This window comes from Sphingobium baderi (genome assembly GCF_001456115.1).
Lineage (GTDB): Bacteria > Pseudomonadota > Alphaproteobacteria > Sphingomonadales > Sphingomonadaceae > Sphingobium > Sphingobium baderi_A.
Map to the genome: position 1 here is coordinate 251,924 of NZ_CP013264.1, position 18,140 is coordinate 270,063.

The 18,140-nt window shown below is 63.8% G+C and carries 22 protein-coding genes; 6 read left to right on the forward strand and 16 right to left on the reverse strand.

Features of this window, described 5'->3' with window-relative positions:
* Nucleotides 1–2 precede the first annotated feature (2 nt).
* On the forward strand, nt 3–1,223 hold the full coding sequence (gene dgcN, locus ATN00_RS01320; protein WP_062061119.1) for a diguanylate cyclase DgcN/YfiN: 1,221 nt from the start codon (nt 3–5) through the stop codon (nt 1,221–1,223).
* Nucleotides 1,216–1,773, forward strand: coding sequence for an outer membrane lipoprotein YfiB (yfiB, locus tag ATN00_RS01325; protein ID WP_269465288.1), 558 nt, complete (start codon nt 1,216–1,218; stop codon nt 1,771–1,773). The genes dgcN and yfiB overlap by 8 nt, the downstream gene beginning before the upstream one ends.
* Nucleotides 1,774–1,784: 11 nt before the next feature.
* Here the strand turns inward: yfiB and ATN00_RS01330 are convergent, their stop codons facing one another.
* The 4 genes from ATN00_RS01330 to aspS all read right to left on the reverse strand — a co-directional run bounded on the left by ATN00_RS01330 (nt 1,785) and on the right by aspS (nt 5,844).
* Nucleotides 1,785–2,903, reverse strand: coding sequence for a methyl-accepting chemotaxis protein (locus ATN00_RS01330; protein WP_231746354.1), 1,119 nt, complete (start codon nt 2,901–2,903; stop codon nt 1,785–1,787).
* 33 nt (nt 2,904–2,936) lie between these two features.
* The gene (locus ATN00_RS23865) at nt 2,937–3,098 is read right to left on the reverse strand and encodes a hypothetical protein (RefSeq protein ID WP_231746355.1); all 162 of its coding nucleotides are present in this window, start codon (nt 3,096–3,098) and stop codon (nt 2,937–2,939) included.
* Between the two features lie 73 nt (nt 3,099–3,171).
* Nucleotides 3,172–3,966 carry a polyphosphate kinase 2 family protein gene (locus ATN00_RS01335; protein WP_062061124.1) on the reverse strand — a complete coding sequence of 265 codons (795 nt, stop codon included), beginning with the start codon at nt 3,964–3,966 and terminating at the stop codon, nt 3,172–3,174.
* A 93-nt stretch (nt 3,967–4,059) separates the two neighbouring features.
* A complete protein-coding gene (gene aspS, locus ATN00_RS01340; RefSeq protein WP_062061127.1) occupies nt 4,060–5,844 on the reverse strand; it encodes an aspartate--tRNA ligase in 1,785 nt (594 codons plus the stop codon).
* A gap of 128 nt (nt 5,845–5,972) precedes the next feature.
* On the opposite strand from aspS, the gene rnd reads away from it, so the two are divergent.
* Entirely contained in the window at nt 5,973–7,148 is a 1,176-nt protein-coding gene (gene rnd / locus ATN00_RS01345) for a ribonuclease D (protein WP_062061131.1), read from the forward strand.
* 1 nt (nt 7,149) lies between these two features.
* The gene (locus ATN00_RS01350; RefSeq protein WP_082635051.1) at nt 7,150–7,446 is read left to right on the forward strand and encodes an I78 family peptidase inhibitor; all 297 of its coding nucleotides are present in this window, start codon (nt 7,150–7,152) and stop codon (nt 7,444–7,446) included.
* Between the two features lie 51 nt (nt 7,447–7,497).
* On the opposite strand, the gene ATN00_RS01355 is transcribed toward ATN00_RS01350, so the two are convergent.
* On the reverse strand, nt 7,498–8,181 hold the full coding sequence (locus tag ATN00_RS01355) for a hypothetical protein (protein ID WP_062068260.1): 684 nt from the start codon (nt 8,179–8,181) through the stop codon (nt 7,498–7,500).
* Nucleotides 8,182–8,342: 161 nt separating this feature from the next.
* The gene (locus tag ATN00_RS01360; RefSeq protein ID WP_062061135.1) at nt 8,343–8,729 is read right to left on the reverse strand and encodes a PH domain-containing protein; all 387 of its coding nucleotides are present in this window, start codon (nt 8,727–8,729) and stop codon (nt 8,343–8,345) included.
* A 125-nt stretch (nt 8,730–8,854) separates the two neighbouring features.
* Here ATN00_RS01360 and ATN00_RS01365 point away from each other — a divergent pair, with 125 nt between their 5' ends.
* Entirely contained in the window at nt 8,855–9,421 is a 567-nt protein-coding gene (locus tag ATN00_RS01365; protein ID WP_062061137.1) for a hypothetical protein, read from the forward strand.
* A gap of 9 nt (nt 9,422–9,430) precedes the next feature.
* Here the strand turns inward: ATN00_RS01365 and lepA are convergent, their stop codons facing one another.
* On the reverse strand, nt 9,431–11,236 hold the full coding sequence (gene lepA / locus ATN00_RS01370; protein ID WP_062068262.1) for a translation elongation factor 4: 1,806 nt from the start codon (nt 11,234–11,236) through the stop codon (nt 9,431–9,433).
* A 179-nt stretch (nt 11,237–11,415) separates the two neighbouring features.
* Here lepA and ATN00_RS01375 point away from each other — a divergent pair, with 179 nt between their 5' ends.
* Nucleotides 11,416–12,186, forward strand: coding sequence for a CsgG/HfaB family protein (locus ATN00_RS01375; protein ID WP_062068264.1), 771 nt, complete (start codon nt 11,416–11,418; stop codon nt 12,184–12,186).
* Between the two features lie 54 nt (nt 12,187–12,240).
* On the opposite strand, the gene ATN00_RS01380 is transcribed toward ATN00_RS01375, so the two are convergent.
* The 9 genes from ATN00_RS01380 to rplR all read right to left on the reverse strand — a co-directional run bounded on the left by ATN00_RS01380 (nt 12,241) and on the right by rplR (nt 18,140).
* Nucleotides 12,241–13,278: an acyltransferase family protein gene (locus ATN00_RS01380; RefSeq protein WP_062061140.1), complete on the reverse strand. Its 1,038-nt coding sequence runs from the start codon at nt 13,276–13,278 to the stop codon at nt 12,241–12,243.
* Between the two features lie 85 nt (nt 13,279–13,363).
* On the reverse strand, nt 13,364–13,639 hold the full coding sequence (locus ATN00_RS24275; protein ID WP_306812038.1) for a hypothetical protein: 276 nt from the start codon (nt 13,637–13,639) through the stop codon (nt 13,364–13,366).
* A gap of 133 nt (nt 13,640–13,772) precedes the next feature.
* Nucleotides 13,773–13,928: a hypothetical protein gene (locus ATN00_RS24280; protein WP_306812039.1), complete on the reverse strand. Its 156-nt coding sequence runs from the start codon at nt 13,926–13,928 to the stop codon at nt 13,773–13,775.
* Between the two features lie 37 nt (nt 13,929–13,965).
* Nucleotides 13,966–14,622, reverse strand: coding sequence for an adenylate kinase (locus ATN00_RS01390; RefSeq protein WP_062061143.1), 657 nt, complete (start codon nt 14,620–14,622; stop codon nt 13,966–13,968).
* A gap of 44 nt (nt 14,623–14,666) precedes the next feature.
* Nucleotides 14,667–16,031, reverse strand: a complete 1,365-nt coding sequence (secY, locus tag ATN00_RS01395; RefSeq protein ID WP_062061145.1) for a preprotein translocase subunit SecY — start codon at nt 16,029–16,031, stop codon at nt 14,667–14,669.
* A gap of 192 nt (nt 16,032–16,223) precedes the next feature.
* On the reverse strand, nt 16,224–16,745 hold the full coding sequence (gene rplO / locus ATN00_RS01400) for a 50S ribosomal protein L15 (RefSeq protein ID WP_062061148.1): 522 nt from the start codon (nt 16,743–16,745) through the stop codon (nt 16,224–16,226).
* Between the two features lie 131 nt (nt 16,746–16,876).
* The gene (rpmD, locus tag ATN00_RS01405) at nt 16,877–17,068 is read right to left on the reverse strand and encodes a 50S ribosomal protein L30 (protein ID WP_062061151.1); all 192 of its coding nucleotides are present in this window, start codon (nt 17,066–17,068) and stop codon (nt 16,877–16,879) included.
* Nucleotides 17,069–17,073: 5 nt separating this feature from the next.
* Nucleotides 17,074–17,784 (reverse strand): 30S ribosomal protein S5, encoded by a 711-nt coding sequence (gene rpsE / locus ATN00_RS01410; protein ID WP_082635052.1) that lies wholly within the window; start codon nt 17,782–17,784, stop codon nt 17,074–17,076.
* A 2-nt stretch (nt 17,785–17,786) separates the two neighbouring features.
* On the reverse strand, nt 17,787–18,140 hold the full coding sequence (gene rplR / locus ATN00_RS01415; RefSeq protein ID WP_062061154.1) for a 50S ribosomal protein L18: 354 nt from the start codon (nt 18,138–18,140) through the stop codon (nt 17,787–17,789).

Here is an 18,140-nt window from a genome sequence, read left to right on the forward strand (position 1 = left end):
CCATGACCGCTCCGTCTGATCCCGCCATGCCGACGCTTCGCACAGTGCTCGCGCGCGTGCATATGCGCCTGATCCTCTTTGCCGTGCTGATGGCTGGCGCGACATTGCTCATCACCGGGGTCGTGGTCATTCGCGGCTATGCCGAGCGCAACCTGTCCCTGATCGCGCAGACGGTCGCCTATACGGTCGAACCGGCGCTCGTCTTTGATGACATGCAGGCCGCGCGCGACGGAATCGCTACGGTCGCCGCATCGGAAAGCGTGCGCGCCGTCGAAGTCCGCGACGTCCGGGGCCGCCTGCTGGTGGACTGGCGACGACCCGATGGCGGCATGATGGCAGCGATCGCGAGGGGCGGCGGCCTGCTCGCGCCATCGCCCGCGCTGGCCACCATCCGGCGGGGCCAGGATGTCATCGCCCATGTCCGCGTGTCCGGCGACGCCGGAGGGCTGGGCCGCTATATTCTTGCGGCGCTGCTGGCGGGGCTCACCTGCCTCATCCTGACCGTCTTAGCCACGCAGATGCTGGCGCGGCGGTTGCAGCAGGATGTCACTGCACCGCTGGCGCGCATCGCGGAGGTCGCCCATGCCGTGCGCGCCGACCGCCAGTTCGACCGGCGCGTGCCCCCATCCGACATATTGGAGATCGATCGACTAGGCCGCGACTTCAACGCATTGCTGGATGAGCTGGATGACTGGCATGCGGGCCTGCTGTCCGAAAACCGGATGCTGGAGAAGCAGGCTACCCGCGACGCGCTGACGGGCCTGGGCAACCGCGTGATGTTCGAGCAGGTCCTGCCCGGCATCATGGCGCGGGCCGATGCCGATGGCGGCGCCTTTGCCGCCGTCTATATCGACGTGAACCGCTTCAAGCAGGTCAACGACCGGCACGGCCACGATGCGGGCGACGCGATGCTGATCGTGATCGCCGCGCGGCTGCGCGCCGTGTTGCGGCCGGGCGATCAGGCTTTCCGGCTGGGCGGCGACGAATTCGCGCTGATCCTGGCGCCGGACATCAAGCGGGAGGATGTGGCCATCCTTACCCACCGCCTGCTTGCGGGCATGGAGCAGCCGATCATGCTGCCCAGCGGCGAGAGCATCGTCGTATCGCTGAGCGTCGGCAGCGCCCTCTATCCCGACGACAGCGCCGACGCCCGCGATCTGCTGCGGCACGCCGATGCGGCGATGTATGCAGCCAAGGCCAGCCGGACCGGAACCCATGACTGACAGACGCGAGACAAGCATGATGCGCCATCCCCTCTCCCTCCTGCTGCCGCTGTTTGCGCTGGCGGCCTGCCAGACCGTTCAGCCGCAACCGCAGCAGGCCGGCTTCACGCCGCAGCAGGTCGCCACGCTCCAGCAGCAGGGGTTCGAACCGGCCGGTGACGACTGGCAATTCGGCATGGCCGACCGCCTGTTGTTCGGGACCGACGAAAGCACGCTGATCCCGGAACAGCAAGCGGCCATAAGCCGCATTTCCCGAGTGTTGGTCGCGGTCGACATTCACGGCGCGAGAGTGGAGGGACATACCGATTCGACCGGATCGGCCAGCTATAACGAGGCGCTGTCGGCACGGCGCGCGCAGGCCGTCGCTGACGCGCTGGTGGTCGGCGGCATGGCGCGGCAGGCCATGCGCGTCGTCGGCATGGGCGCACGCGTCCCCGTGGAGAGCAATCATCTGGCTAGCGGCCGCCGGGAAAATCGCCGCGTCGTGATCATCGTGTCCCCCGCCGATGCGAGTGACCCTGTTCCTCCCGCAAATGCCAGCCTGCCGTAACGCCTTGCCCCTTACGCCGCGCGGATGGCGGTAAGGAAGGCGTTGGCGCGGGCGTCGAGGCGGTGGGCCTCGTCCGCCAGTTGATGGGCGGTGCGGCGCATGGTGTCGGCGCCATCAACCGCTGCTGCTGCATTGTCGCTGATGTGGCGGGCGCTCTGACGGATATGATCGCTGGAGCCGCCTGCTTCCTCGACGCTGGCGGCCATGTCGCGGCTGAACGCTCCGTGGCGGGCGACGGCCTGAAAGACGGAGGCGGAAATGCGGTCCGCCGTCGCGATCGCCGCGTCCATATGAGCGTGACCTTCCGCCACTTGCGCGGCGGTCCCGCGGATTGCGCCGATCCGCCCGGCAATCTCCGCCGCCGCGTCGCGGGTTTGCCCGGCCAGCAGTTTCACTTCGCGCGCGACGACGGCAAAGCCGTGCCCCGCCTCCCCCGCCCGCGCGGCTTCTATCGACGCGTTCAGCGCCAACATGCCGATGGCCCGCGCGATGCTGTCGATCAGGGCGGTGACTTCGCCAATGCCGTCCGCCTGCGCGCTGAGCATCCGGCTCTGGGCCGAACCAAGACGCGCTTGCTCCACCGCCATGCGGATGGCGGCGCCCGCCCGGCGCACTTCATCCTCCATGGACTGGAAAAGCTGGGCCAGATCCCTGCCGGAAGCGGCGATGCCCGCAAGATTGTCGGCGGTCTGCGCCGCCGCGACGGCCATGCCGGCGGAAGACTGCCCATTATGGGCGGCCCGCTCCGCCGCTTCGGTCGCGAGCGCGGAAAGCTTGTCCGCCATGCCGACCATATCGGCGATCAACTGTTCGATATCGGCGCGGAACGTGGCGCTTTCGCGTGTCACCCGCTCCAGCCGTTCCACCCGCGCCAGGGCAAGCCGCGCATCCCGCTCCGCCGCGAGACGCAGCAGCAGCGGACCGCCGAGCGTCCCGGCATAGCGCCCGCCTTCCGTCAGGATCAGCCCTTCGCACCCTTGTCCCTGCGCGGCATAGAGATCGACCAGCGCCTCCACGCTGGCGGCGCGGTCGATGCAGGCGCAGGGCTGGACATGATCGTCCAGCCGCCCACCGAAACTGGGATTGCGAAGCAACGCATGGCCGAAAGGATTGAACAGGATGCGGCGCATGTCCCGCTCATAAATGGCGCCCGCCGGACGATCCTACCCATCCAGCACGGGAAGCAGGCGAAGCGCGGGATTGTCCTGAAAGCGATCAACCGCTTCGCTGAGCGGGCGGCCAAGCCGGATCGCCACGCCATGCTCGACAGGAAGCGATGAGGGCGCGTGCGCCGGCAGGGCATCGGAAAGTGAGGGCGCGAACATGCGCGCCTTTTAGCGGCGCAGTGGTAAATGAGGCGTTAGGATTTGATGACAGTTTTGTTACAAGATACTGTTTTCATGTTATTTTATTCGACGGTTTATAGCCGAAAGCCTCGCGCGCAAGCTTGACCACGGCGGGGTCGGCTTCCGGGAAATCCATCGGCACCAGCTTTTCCAGCGTCTCCGCGATATAGGTGAGCGCAGCGATGCGGCCGGTCTTGCGGTGGTTATTGTCGATGACTTGCCAAGGCGCATGTTTCGTGTCGGTCCTAGCGAACATGTCGTGCATGGCGTCAAGATAATCGGCGCGGCGGGCGCGGTTACGATAATCGTCCGCGCCGGTTTTCCACCGTTTCCATGGCGTGTCGAGCCGTTCGGCGAGCTGCTTGTCCTGCGTTTCCTGGGTGATGTGGACGAACAGTTTCAGGATGTGGCTGCCGGCGTCGGTCTGCTGCCGTTCGAAGGCGTTGATGTCGTCATAAGCGCGCTTCCACTCCTTTTTCGAACAGAAGCCTTCCACCCGCTCCACCAGCACCCGGCCATACCAGCTTCGGTCGAAAATCGCGATGTTGCGTCCGGCGGGCAGGCGCGTCCAGAAACGCCAGAGGAAATGATGATCGCGCTCCTCTTCATTGGGCGCAGCGATCGGGTGGACCTGATAATAGCGGGGATCCCAATCAGCGGCCATGCGCTTGATGATGCCGCCCTTGCCCGCCGCATCCCATCCTTCCAGCAGGATGACGCTGCGTCGGTCGTGGATGACATGGGCGACCTGAATCTTCGCGAGGCGATGCTGAAGGTCGGCCAGCGCCGCGTCATAATCGCCGGTGAACTTCGGACTATTCTCATAGTCCTTGAGGTCGATGGCCATGCGTCATCCTCCCTTCGAGCCTGCAAAAACAAAGCCCTGTCCTTCTTGTAGAGAAGAACAGGGCTTCGACAAGCCTGCGCGGAAGGCGTCTGGTCAGGCCTTGGCCTGCGGCTCCACGACGCGGATGTGAAGTTCGCGAAGCTGCTTGAGTTCCGCCGGGCTGGGCGCACTCATGAGCAGGTCTTCGGCGCGCTGGTTCATCGGGAACAGCGTGATCTCCCGCAGGTTCTGCGCGCCGCAGAGCAGCATCACGATGCGATCCACGCCCGCCGCCATGCCGCCATGGGGCGGCGCGCCATATTGGAAGGCGCGGTAGAGGCCGCCGAAGCGATCCTCCACATCCTGCTGGGACAGGCCGACCAGTTCGAACGCCTTCACCATCGCTTCGGGCGACTGGTTGCGGATCGAACCGGACGCGATCTCGAACCCGTTGCAGACCATGTCATATTGATAGGCGTTGATGGTGAGCGGATCCTGCCCGTTCAGCGCATCCAGCCCGCCTTGCGGCATGGAGAAGGGGTTGTGGGCGAAGTCGATCTTCTTCTCGTCCTCGTCATATTCGTAGAAGGGGAAGTCGACGATCCAGCACAGCTCAAAGCGATCCTTGTCGATGAGGTCGAGCTGTTCCCCCACGCGGATGCGCGCAAGACCCGCGAGCTTCGCCGCCTGCGATTCCTTGCCCGCCGCGAAGAACACGCCGTCATTGGGGCCAAGGCCCAGCGCGGCGATGAGCTTCGCAGTCGCTTCCTCGCCATGATTCTTGGCGATGGGGCCGCCGGGGACGCCGTCCTTGATGTTGATATAGCCAAGGCCCGAATAGCCCTCGCCCCGCGCCCAGTTGTTCATGTCGTCGAAGAATTTGCGGCTACCCGCGCCCGCGCCGGGGGCCGGGATCGCGCGGATCACGCTGCCGCTTTCCACGAGGCTGGCGAAGATGCCGAAACCCGAACCGTGGAAATGCTCGGTGACGTCGGTGATGAGGATGGGATTACGCAGGTCCGGCTTGTCGCTGCCATATTTCAGCATGGCTTCGGCATGGGGGATGCGCGGGAAGCTGCCCGCCGGGGTCACGGGCTTGCCATCGGCGAAACGCTCAAACACTTGCGCGATCACCGGCTCCATGGTGTTCCACACATCTTCCTGCGTGACGAAGCTCATTTCCAGGTCGAGCTGGTAGAATTCGCCCGGCAGACGGTCAGCGCGCGGGTCTTCGTCGCGGAAGCAGGGCGCGATCTGGAAATAACGGTCGAAGCCCGCGACCATCAAAAGCTGCTTATATTGCTGCGGCGCCTGCGGCAGGGCATAGAATTTGCCTGCATGGATGCGGCTGGGGACGAGGAAATCGCGCGCGCCTTCGGGGCTGGACGCGGTCAGGATCGGCGTCGAATATTCGGTGAAACCCGCATCCTCCATGCGGCGGCGCATGTCGGAGATGATCTTCGTGCGCTTGACGATGTTCGCATGCAGCGTCTCACGCCTCAGGTCGAGGAAGCGGTAGCGCAGGCGAATATCTTCGGGATATTCCTGCTCGCCCGCAACCGGAAGCGGCAGGTCGGCGGCGGCGGAGAGGACAAGGGCATCGTCGGCGCGGATTTCGATCGCGCCGGTCGGCAGGTTCGGATTCACCGCTTCGGCGGCGCGGGCGACGACGCGGCCCGTCACCGTCACGACGCTTTCGGCGCGCAAGCTCTCGATTACCTGAAAGACGGGGCCGTCCACCTCGGTGACGATCTGCACCATGCCATAATGGTCGCGCAGGTCGATGAACACGAGATCGCCATGATCGCGCTTGCGATGCACCCAGCCGGAGACGCGGACCGTCTCACCGACGTTGGCGGCAGTCAGTTCGCCGCATTTATGAGTGCGATAGGCGTGCATGGCGTCTGTTTCTTCCCACTGCGTTTTACGGAAATGACAAATTGTTGCGGCCCCGCTAAGAGCAGGTTTGTCGAACAACGACCAGCCCGCCGGGGCGCGGGCCTGCCCATAATAAGATCGAAGACCATATGCAAATCCATCCGCTGATTACCGACAGCAAGACACTCGCCGAATTTTGCGCCCGCATCGCCAAATCCCCCTATATCGCGATAGATACCGAGTTCATGCGGGAAAACAGCTATTGGCCGGACCTGTGCCTGGTGCAGGTGGCCGACCCGCATGAAGCCGCCGCCATCGACCCGAAGGCGCCGGGACTGGACCTGTCCCCCTTGCTCGACCTGATGGTCGACAATGAGGATGTGCTGAAGGTCTTCCACGCGGGCGGGCAGGATCTGGAGATCATCTACAACCTGACCGGCAAGACGCCCCATCCGCTGTTCGACACGCAGATCGCGGCGATGGCGCTCGGCCTTGGCGAACAGATCGGTTATGGCAATCTGGTCGACGCATGGCTGGGGGTGCAACTCGACAAGGGCGCGCGCTTCACCGACTGGGCGCGGCGGCCGCTGGACAAGCGGCAGATCGACTATGCCATTGGCGACGTCACCTATCTGATCCAGATTTTCCCCATGATGCTGGAGGAACTACGCAAGACCGGGCGCGGCGGCTGGCTGGATCAGGAGATGGAGCGGGTGTGCGACCCTGAAAACTACCGCAACGATCCGCAGGAAGCGTGGCAGCGCGTCCGCATCGCCAGCCGCAAGGCCGATGTTCTGGGGCGGCTGAAGGCGCTGGCGGCATGGCGCGAACTGGAGGCGCAGGACAAGAACCTGCCGCGCGGCCGCATCGTCAAGGACGAGACGCTGGCCGACATCGCCAGCCATCCGCCCCGCAGCCAGGAGGACCTGGGCAAGGTGCGCGGGCTGTCCGCGACGTGGAAGAGCAATGATATTGGCGGACGACTGATGGCGGCGCTGGCGGCTTCGCAACCTCTGCCGCGTGACGAGATGCCCGATCGCGAGCCGCGCCGTCCGGGACTGGGCAAGGACGGGGCGCTGGTTGCCGATCTGCTCAAGCTGCTGCTCAAGATCCGGTCGCGGGATATCAATGTCGCCTCCCGCCTGATCGCACGATCCGACGATATCGACGCGCTGGCGGCGGGCGTGCGCGACGGGCTGTCGATCCTGGAAGGCTGGCGTTACGATCAGTTCGGGCGGGACGCGGTCGATCTGGTCGAAGGGCGGCTGGCCTTCGCGGTGAATAATGGCCGGCTCAAGATGACGCGCACGGAAGAGGAGAGATAGGATGCGTTTCGCGATGATGGCGATGCTGCTGCCGTTGGCGGCCTGTGCGGGCGCGGGCGGCGAAGGACCGGCGAATCCGCCCCCCGTGGCTGAAGGACCGTGCCGTAACGATCCCGTCGCCGGTTTCGTGGGTCAGACCGCGACGGCGGACCTCGGCGCGCAGATGCTGGCGGCGTCGGGCGCGAAAACGCTGCGTTGGGGTGGGCCCAATACGGCGATGACGATGGACTTCCGGCCCGACCGGCTGACCGTGATCTATGACGAGAAGATGGTGATCGGTTCGGCCCGCTGCGGCTGAAGCGGGGCGAGCACGTAGACGCGGTCCGGTCTGGACATCTGGGTGCTCGAATCAGCATTCCAGCCCAATCAGCGTGCTGCTGGATACACGGCCGACATGGCGTTGGCCGTCGATTTCGAGCCAGTCCGGCGTCACTTCCAGACGGCGACCGCGAATGGTGGTGCGTAGATGCTCCACCGCGATGCGATTGCGGGAGATGATACGCAGGATCGCAAGGCCGTCGCCACGCGCCGCCATGATGCTGTATCGGTCGCCGCGCAGGATGAAGTGCCAGCTGCCGTCGGTCGGTAGCCATTCATTACCGTCCACCACCTGCACCGGCGCGCCATCGGGCGCGCCCATCCGCACGCTGATCCGGGTGGCGCCATTGCTGCGGCGCGGCGGCGCGAAGATCAGGATCGGCTCCCCTTCCACCGTGATTGGAATGGGCGTATCCCGGAGCAAGCGCGACCCGCCGATGACGAGATGCGGCAGATCGCTGGAAAAAGGCAGGCGGTCGCGGGCGAAATGGCGCTGCCGCACCACCGGATTGGCGTGGAAATTCTGGACCTGCGCGGGTGTCAGCCGCCCTTCTTCCACCAGGCCGTGGCAGGTCGGGCACATCAGCGTCGCGCCGCGCCCTTCCGGTAATCCCAGATAGCGATAGATGGTAACGCCGCAGCGGACGCAGGCGAAACCGCAGGCCTGACGGACGACGGCGCGTTCCTCCGCCGTCAGATCCGGTAGTGAAGGCATCACACGCAAGGCCATGCACGACGCTCCCTGGCAACGCCGTCCGCCTGATGCGGAGCGGCGGTTCCTTCGCAGCGTCCTCCTGCCTGTGAGAACTCTTGTGGCCCCTTGATGCCTTATCGTTGTAATAAATAGCCGCAAGTCAAGTGGTTTGCGCGCGTCCCTTAACGCTGGGGCAGCAGATCGAGATTGCGCGAGGCCGCGATGGCGCGGATGCGGCCGGGGCGCGGCATGGACTTGATCGCGATTTCCGCTACGTCGCCCGCGCTGAACAATTCGACATTGCCAACATCGAAGAGGCGCTGGCCGAAGCTTTGGGTAATCCGCACGCTGCGGATGCTGGACAGCGCGATTTCGGTGCGTTGCTTGGCCAGCAGGCCGCGTTCCATCAGCACTTCACGTTCGCTGAGCGCCAGCCGCTCGCCCTTGTTCATCACCCACCACACGCCGATGGCGAGGATGCCAACCACCGAAATCAGCAGCAGCAGGAAGAGGAAGGGATGCGCCCGGAACATCGCGGGATGTTCGTCATACAGCCATGTTTCGCTCATCGCTCGCTCCTCGGGTCCGCGCCGACTTCGCATGGGGCGCGCCCCGGCGTCAAGCAGGCGCGACCGGCGCGTTAACCGGATTTTTTCATCCTGATTCTAAACTGTCCGCGTGAAAGGCAAGGATCATGGCATACGGCTTGTACGACATAGACGACCGCAAGGCTGGCCACTTCAACCTGCATGAAGCGGGCCAGGAAAAGCGGCAGAGCGGATTTCCACTGACGGCGCTGATTCTGGCGCTGCTGGGCGGCGCGGCCGCGATCCTCGCGATCGGACCGCAATTGCTGTGGTCGCAGCCCGAATCGAAGCATGGCGGGAACCTTGGCGGAATCGTCATCAACACGACATTCAATGCCTGCAGCGGCGCGGCGCGCGCGGCCGCCTGCGTGGTGTCGCCGCGGGAGTTTTCCTATGGCAACACGACCTACCACCTGTCCGATATCCGCACGCCCGACGGCGAGTTTCCCGCCTGCGACGTGGAGGCGCAACTGGCGGGCAAGGCGACGCGCACCTTTATCGGCATCCTTAACGGCGGGGCGTTCGAATCGCTGCCCGATCCCACCGATTCCAACCCGACCGCGCGCATCCTGATGCGCGACGGCGTGTCCATCGGACAGATCATGATCGCCAAGGGCGTAGCCCAGCCATGGGCGCCCCAACCCTATAACTGGTGCGCGCACGCCAATGTGTAGGGCCGGTCTCTAGCTTTCGTCGCCCATGCGGAGCGCGGCGATAAAGGCTTCCTGCGGAATCTGGACGGAGCCATATTCGCGCATCCGCTTCTTGCCCTCTTTCTGCTTCTCCAATAGCTTTTTCTTGCGGGTGATGTCGCCGCCATAGCATTTGGCGGTCACGTCCTTACGCATCGCCGCGATCGTCTCGCGCGCGATCACCTTGCCGCCGATCGCCGCCTGAATCGGGATCTTGAACAGATGGCGGGGGATGAGATCCTTCAGCCGTTCGCACATGCCGCGCCCGCGCGACTCGGCAGTGCCCCGGTGCACGATCATGCTGAGCGCATCGACCGGCTCGTTGTTGACGAGGATGCCCATCTTGACGAGATCGCCTTCCCGCGTGCCGATCTGGTGATAGTCGAAGCTCGCATAGCCGCGGCTGATCGACTTCAGGCGGTCGTAAAAGTCGAATACGACTTCGTTGAGCGGCAGTTCATAGGTCACCTGCGCGCGGCCGCCGACATAGGTGAGGTTCTTCTGGATGCCCCGCCGGTCCTGACAAAGCTTGAGGATCGACCCCAGATATTCGTCGGGGCAGTAGATCACCGCCTCGATCCACGGCTCCTCGATAAAGTCGATATGATTGGCGTCCGGCATGTCGGCGGGGTTGTGCAAATGCCGGGTCGTGCCGTCGTTCATATGGATGTCATAGACCACCGAAGGCGCGGTGGTGATGAGGTCGAGGTCATATTCGCGGGTCAGGCGCTCCTGAATGATCTCCAGGTGCAGGAGGCCCAGAAAACCGCAGCGGAAGCCGAAGCCCAGCGCGGCGGACGTTTCCATCTCGAAGGAGAAGCTGGCATCGTTGAGGCGCAGCTTGCTGATCGAATCGCGCAGCTTTTCGAAGTCGTTCGCATCGACCGGGAAGAGGCCGCAGAACACCACCGGCTGCACTTCCTTGAAGCCCGGCAACGGTTCCTTCGCGGGGTTCTTCACCGTGGTGATGGTGTCGCCGACGCGGGTCTGGCTGATGTCCTTGATCTGGGCGGTGATGAAGCCGATTTCGCCCGGCCCCAGCTCCGCAAGCTGTTCGATCTTGGGGCGGAAACAGCCGACACGGTCGATCAGATGTTCGGTTTCGCCGATCATGAACTTGATCTGCTGCCCCTTTTTGATGACCCCGTTCATCACGCGCACGAGGATGACGACGCCCAGATAAGGATCATACCAGCTATCGACCAGCATCGCTTCCAACGGCGCATCACGGTCGCCCTTGGGCGCGGGGATCTTCGCGACCACGGCTTCGAGGATGTCGTCGATGCCGATGCCGGACTTGGCGGAGGCGAGGACGGCTTCGGACGCGTCGAGGCCGATCACTTCCTCGATCTCCGCCTTCACCTTTTCCGGCTCGGCTGCGGGCAGGTCGATCTTGTTGATGACAGGCACGATTTCATGGTCATGCTCGATCGACTGATAGACGTTGGCGAGCGTCTGCGCCTCCACGCCCTGCGCGGCGTCCACCACCAGCAGCGCCCCTTCGCAGGCGGCGAGCGAGCGGCTCACTTCATAGGCGAAGTCGACATGACCCGGCGTGTCCATGAGATTGAGCTCATATTTCTCGCCATTGCGCGCGGTGTAATCGAGGCGCACGGTCTGCGCCTTGATGGTGATGCCGCGCTCCTTCTCGATATCCATATTGTCGAGCACCTGCGCCGACATTTCCCGGTCGGTCAGCCCCCCGGTGCGCTGAATCAGGCGATCGGCCAGCGTCGACTTGCCATGGTCGATATGGGCGATGATCGAGAAGTTGCGGATATGCGAAAGATCGGTCATGGAGCGGGCCGATAGCAGCCATTTCATGGGCTGTCAGCCAGTCTTGGGCATGGCATAATCGCAATCGGGACAGCGCCGTCCGCTTGAACCGGCAAATGGTTGTGATAGAACGCCATGTAAAGATCGGGTTGCGCGTCATCACATGGGATATTCTGCAACTTTTTTGGGGGTTTTCGACAATGCAGCGTTTCACGAAATTCCTGGCGGCCGCCGCCGGTCTGGCGATGGCGGCTTCGCCCGCGATGGCCGCCGACAAGGGTTCGTCGGCCCGTCAGGCACAGGCCAAGAAGCAGATGGAAATCCCCCGCTGCACCAAGCGGCTGGGCACGGTGGCCATCGTCGAGCCGGACAACCAGTGGTGGCGTGAACTGAGCCTGGGCAGCCCGGAAGCGATCATCAAGCTGTTCGTGCAGCAATCGGGCTGTTTCGGCCTGGTCAATCGCGGCCGTTCGATGGCCAGCCGCAACATGGAACGCGCCATGGCGGATTCGGGTGAATTGCAGGCAGGTTCCAACCTCGGCAAGGGTCAGGTGAAGGCGGCGGACTATTTCCTGCAGCCCGACATCGTCACCACCAACAGCAACAGCGGCGGCAATGCGCTGGGCGGCCTGGTCGGCGGTTTCCTGGGCGGCCGGACGCTGGGCGCGCTGGCTGGCGGCATTTCCATCAAGAAGAAAGAAGCCAATGTCACGCTGTCGATCGTGAACGCCCGCACGACCGAGGAAGAGGCGATGACAGAAGGCTATTTCCGCAAGTCGGACCTCAGCTTCGGCGGCGGTGGCGGCGTCGGCTGGATGGGTGGTCTCGCCGCGGCTGGCGGTGGCGGTTACCAGAACACCGAAATCGGCCAGGTGATCGTGCTCGCCTATCTGGACGCCTATACCAAGCTGGTAACGCAGCTTGGCGGCCTGCCCGCGAACGCGGCGGCAGCGGCTCCGCAGGCGCAGTAAGCACAGCGCATGGCATGGAAAGGGCGCGGCCGGACACCCGGCGGCGCCCTTTTTCTATGCCTGGCTGGCTGCGGCTTCGGGGATGGCGGCGCGAGAGCGGCGGCGCCACCAGCGAAGAATCGCTTCCCCGGCAGGCCTTTCCACCAGACGATTGATCGCCGTGCCTAGAAACAGCGCCACCAGAAAGGCCGTGGCAAACCCGATCCACGGACTATAACCCGCATCCGCCATGCGGAGCATCACGACGAAGCCGACATGCTGGTGGATGAGGTAGAAGGAATAGCTGATCCCCCCCATCCAGACGAGCGGGCGCAGCGCGATGAAGCGCAGCCGCCCGACGATCAGTGCGGAGAAGGCAAGAAGGAGAACGATCGCCACCAGCGTCACGTCCCATGTCTCCATCGTCGCCACCGACAACAGGGCAAGGGCGGCATAGGGCGTCTGCTGCTTCCACGTCCGTTGCCCCGCCCATATGCGATAGGCCAGCATCCCGATCACGAAGAAGGGTGTATAGCGCAATACGAACAGCATAATGATCCGTTCGGGCATGTCGGGCCAGACATGGAACAGCCAGCGCAGGACCAGCCATGCGGCCAGCACCGGCTCCAGCCGCCGGATGCCGATCCATTTCCAGATCGAGATCATGCAGAAGTAGAAGGCAATCTCCACCGTCAGCGTCCAGTAGGCGCCGTCCACTTCCGGCAGGAAAGCGAAGCCCTGGAGCATCGTGAAATTGGCGAGAATCGCGGCAGGCCCGATCAGAAGCTGCGTCGCCTGCGCCAGATATTCGATCGACAGCGTCAACATCATGGCCACCAGATAGGCCGGATATAGCCGCGCCACGCGATTGATCACGAAATCGGGCACATTGCGTATCCGATCGAGCGTGAAGAAGATCGCAAACCCCGAAATGCAGAAAAACAGCAGCACACGATAGTTGCCGCCGGGGAAGCTGAACGGCACATGCTGCGCCTGCGGGAACAATTCCTGAAAGCGCGTGGAATAATGGAAAATGAGCACGCACAGCGCCCCGATCCCGCGCAGGGCGTCCAGCTCCGTAAGCCGAGTGCGCGGGGAGGAAGGCCGAGCCATGTCCGCCCATAGCAATATAACAGCAACGAATCCGTTAATATCGAGGTTAACGGCGCGCCTTAACCTTCTTTTCCATTAACCAGTTTCAACGAACGATGGCTGATCCTGCGGGCGCAGGCCGTTCCGCCGCTTGTTTGAACGCTGCGAGTTGTTCGGCCAGCACTTTGGCGACCATGGGTGCAATGGTGCGAGGTCCACCCTGCCAATAACCGCCGACATGATAGGATAGCGTGACATGCACGCCGCGTTCCGCAGGCGCGATCGTGAATCCAGAATAGCCGTCACCGCCTCGGACTGGAGCGGCCCAGCGCGCCGGGAAGCCGCAATTGCCGCCCCGGCGCAATATAGAGGATGCGGGCATGTTTGACGCTGCCTGCGGGCCTGCCGTCGCGGCCCGGCATCGTTTCGCAGAAGCAGCCGTCCGCGCGAGGTCCAAGCTGCATGTGCGCGGCATCGCCGCTATAACAGTGCTCGCTGCTCCACCGGCGGGCGGGCTATAACAAAACCGCATAGGCGCTGTCCGCATCCGCGGCGATGTCCACACTGCTGCGCGTGGTAAAGCCAATGTCGCTGGCAGCAGCCACTTCGGATCGCGCGGGCCCGGCGGCAAAGGAACAACCCGCCAGCAAGAGCGTGAGCCATTTGGGCATGGAACCCCTCCCCTGCGTAAGGAGAGGGGAAGATAATTCAGGCGGCGCTGCCGTCCAAGATAGCAGCGATGGCAGCCGTCACATCGTCCATGTCCGCCATGCCGTCAACGCGCGACACAATGCCGCGCGCTTCATAGATCGGCAGGATCGGCGCGGTCTTGGCGCGATATTCGGCCATGCGGGTGCGGACGGTTTCTTCATTGTCGTCCGGCCGGCGCTTGAACTCATGGCCGTGGCACTTGTCGCACTCGCCTTCGATCTTCGGCTTCTTGAAGCTGTCATGATAGCCCGCGCCGCAGGTGGCGCAGGTGAAACGGCCGGTGATACGCTCCACCAGCGCATCTTCGTCCACGTCCAGTTCGATCACATGGTCGAGCATGCGATTACGCTCGGCCAGGATGGTGTCGAGCGAATGGGCCTGCGCCTCCGTACGGGGATAGCCGTCGAAGATCACACCGGTTTCCGCAGGCAACGCATCGAGCGCTTCGCCGATGATGCCCGACACGATTTCATCGGACACCAGTTCACCCGCTTCCATCACGGCCTTCGCCTTGAGGCCGACGGGCGTACCCGCCTTGACCGCAGCGCGCAGCATGTCGCCCGTGGAGAGCTGGACCATGCCCCGATCTTCCACCAGACGGCTGGCCTGCGTGCCCTTACCGGCGCCCGGAGGGCCGAGCAGAATGATATTCATTGCGCGCATTCTCCCCTTGTCTTGCGCTTATGCCTGCGCGCCCCTCAGCGCATCCGGCCTTTCAGCTTCGCCTTCTTGATGAGGTCACCATATTGATGGGCGAGCAGATGGCTTTGGATCTGGGTGACCGTGTCGACTGTCACATTGACCACGATCAGCAGGCTCGTGCCCCCCAGATAGAAGGGGATGCCCGCCCGCGCGATCGCGAATTCCGGCACCAGGCAGATGAAGGCCAGATAGGCCGCGCCGATCACGGTGATCCGCGTCAGCACATAATCCAGATAATTTTCGGTATTCTTGCCCGGACGAATGCCGGGAATGAAACCGCCATTGCGCTTGAGATTGTCCGCCGTCTCTTCCGGATTGAACACCACGGCGGTGTAGAAGAAACAGAAAAAGACGATGCCCAGGCCATAGAGCGCCATATAGACCGGGCTGCCATGCGCCAGATACTGGTTCAGCGTCAGCACGAAATCACCCAGCCTGCTTTCGCCGGCCACCGTCTGCCCCGCGAACTGCGAGATGGTGAGCGGGAGCAGCAACAGCGAGGACGCGAAGATCGGCGGAATGACGCCCGCGGTATTGACCTTGAGCGGCAAATGGCTGCGATCCGCCTGCATGATGCCCTGCCGCGTCTGACGCTTGGGATATTGGATCAACACCCGGCGCTGCGCGCGTTCCATGTAGCAGATCAACAGGACCAGACCCAGCGCCAGCACGATGATGAGCATGATGAGCAGGCCGGAAATCGACCCTTCGCGGCCGGACTTGAAGAGATTGCCCAGCGTCACCGGAAGCTGGGCGACGATGCCCGCCATGATGATGAGCGATACGCCGTTGCCGATGCCGCGCGACGTGATCTGCTCGCCCAGCCACATCAGGAACATGGTGCCGCCGATCAGCGAGACCACCGCCGCGACGCGGAACAGCATCCCTGGATCGACCACCGCCTGCACGCCCGATTGCGCGCCGAAGCTTTCAAGGCCAACGGCGATGAAATAGCCCTGCACGGCGGTCAGGCCGACCGTGCCGTAACGGGTATATTGGTTGAGCTTCTTGCGACCGCTTTCGCCTTCCTTCTTGATCGCCGCCAGTTTGGGCGAGAGGGACGCGCCGAGCTGCACCACGATGGACGCGGTGATATAAGGCATGACGCCGAGCGCAATGAGGCTCATGCGCGAGAGGCTGCCACCCGAAAAGGTGTTGAAGATGTCGAGAATGCCGCCGCTCGTCTGGCTGTAAAGCTGCGACAGCGCAGTCGGATCCACACCCGGCAACGGCACAAAGCTCAGAAAACGGAAGACGATCAGCGCGCCCAGCGTGAACCACAGGCGCTTCTTGAGGTCGGTTGCCTGGCTGAACTTCGCCAGGCTGAGATTGGATGCGAGCTGGTCGGCTCTCGATGCCATCGTGGCTGCCCTTCAAATCATTCTTGCCCGAAACGGAAAATTCGGGCCGGAATCGCTAACCCCTTAGCGGGAGGGAAGCGCCCTGTCGAACGGGGAGTTGTCCATCCGCGACGAATGGCCTTCCCCCGATACGCATAGCCCCGCCGACCCATATCGGGCAGCGGGGCCGTGCTTGCAAGTCTTGGCTGCGCCTCAGGCCTTCTTTGCGGCCTTGGCGGTGCCTTTCTTGGCCTTCGCCTTTTCGGCGGCAGACACCAGCTCGATCACTTCGACCTTGCCACCGGCCTTCTCGACCGCTTCGATCGCGCCCTTCGACGCACCAGCGACCAGGAAGCTGACCTTGGCGGTCAGTTCGCCCTTGCCCAGCAGACGGATGCCGTCCTTGCCGCCACGGGCGAGGCTCGCAGCCTTCAGCGCGGCCTGATCGATGGTGGCCTTCGCGTCAAGCTTACCAGCGTCGATCGCCTTCTGCACCGCGCCCAAGTTCACGATCGCGTAATCCTTGGCGAAGATGTTGTTGAAGCCGCGCTTCGGTATCCGCATGTGGAGCGGCATCTGGCCACCCTCGAAGCCGTTGATGCTGACGCCCGAGCGTGCCTTCGCGCCCTTCTGGCCGCGACCGGCGGTCTTGCCCTTGCCCGAGCCGATACCACGGCCGACGCGCATCCGGCCCTTGCGGGCACCGGCATTATCGTTGATTTCGTTGAGCTTCATATCGTGCACTCGCTTTCGCTATGTTCGCGCTGTCCCCAAGGGACCAATGAGGCCGCGCCGTTAGCGCAACCGCCGAAAAAACGAAAGAGGGGTTTCCCCCTCTCCCGTCCTATTTCTTCGGATCGGAAGGCTTAGCCTTCGACCACTTCCACCATGTGGGGCAGCTTCTTGATCGCACCGCGGACTTCCGCCGTGTCTTCCAGCTCCACCACGCGATGCATCTTGCCAAGGCCCAGGCCGATCAGAATCTTCTTCTGGTCTGCGGGACGGCGGATCGGCGAACCGATCTGCTTGATCTTGATGGTCTTTTTCTCTTGGGCCATATCGATTACTCCGCAATCGCTTCGGCGTCAGCCTGCGCGACTTCGGCCGAGGCGCCACCGCGACGCAGAAGGTCCGCGACCTTCTTGCCACGACGCTGCGCCACCGACTTGGGGCTGGTCTGTTCGCCCAGCGCCTCGAAGGTCGCACGGATCATGTTATAGGGGTTCGACGTGCCGTTGGACTTGGTCACGACGTCCGCGACGCCCAGGCTTTCGAACACGGCGCGCATCGGACCACCGGCGATGATGCCCGTACCGGCGGGTGCAGAACGGACGGTCACCTTGCCCGCGCCGAAATGGCCGAGGCCATCATGGTGCAGGGTGCGGCCTTCCTTGAGCGGAATGCGGACCATCGCCTTCTTGGCCGAGGCGGTCGCCTTGCTGATGGCTTCGGGCACTTCGCGCGCCTTGCCATGGCCAAAGCCCGCACGGCCCTTGCCGTCGCCGACGACGACCAGAGCCGCGAAACCGAAGCGCTTGCCGCCCTTCACGGTCTTGGAGACACGGTTGATGTGAACCAGCTTCTCGATCAGCTCTTCGCCCTGCTCCTCGTCGCGGTTGCCGCGACGGTCGTCGCGGCGTCCACGGCCGCCGCGTTCGCCACGGTTGCGATCGCCGCCACGGCCACGGCCACGGCCGGGGCCGCGACCTTCGGTCGGTGCAGCCTCGACGCCCTCGACGGGCGCGACGACTTCATTGGTGTTTTCGTCAGCCATGATCAGAACTCCAGCCCGCCTTCGCGGGCGGCATCGGCCAGCGCCTTGACGCGGCCATGGAACAGGAAGCCACCGCGGTCGAACACGACCTGGGTGACGCCAGCGGCGGTCGCGGCAGCCGCAACGCGCTTGCCGACTTCGGCCGCGGCTTCGGCGTTCGCACCGGTCTTGCCGCGAACATCCTTTTCCAGGGTCGAAGCGGCAGCAACGGTGCGGCCCTGCGCGTCGTCAATGACCTGGGCATAGATGTGCCGGCCCGAACGATGGACGCTGAGACGGGGTTTGGCCCCCGATACCGCCTTGAGGGCGGTGCGAACGCGGCGGCGACGCCGCTCGAAGAGGGAAAGCTTTGCCAT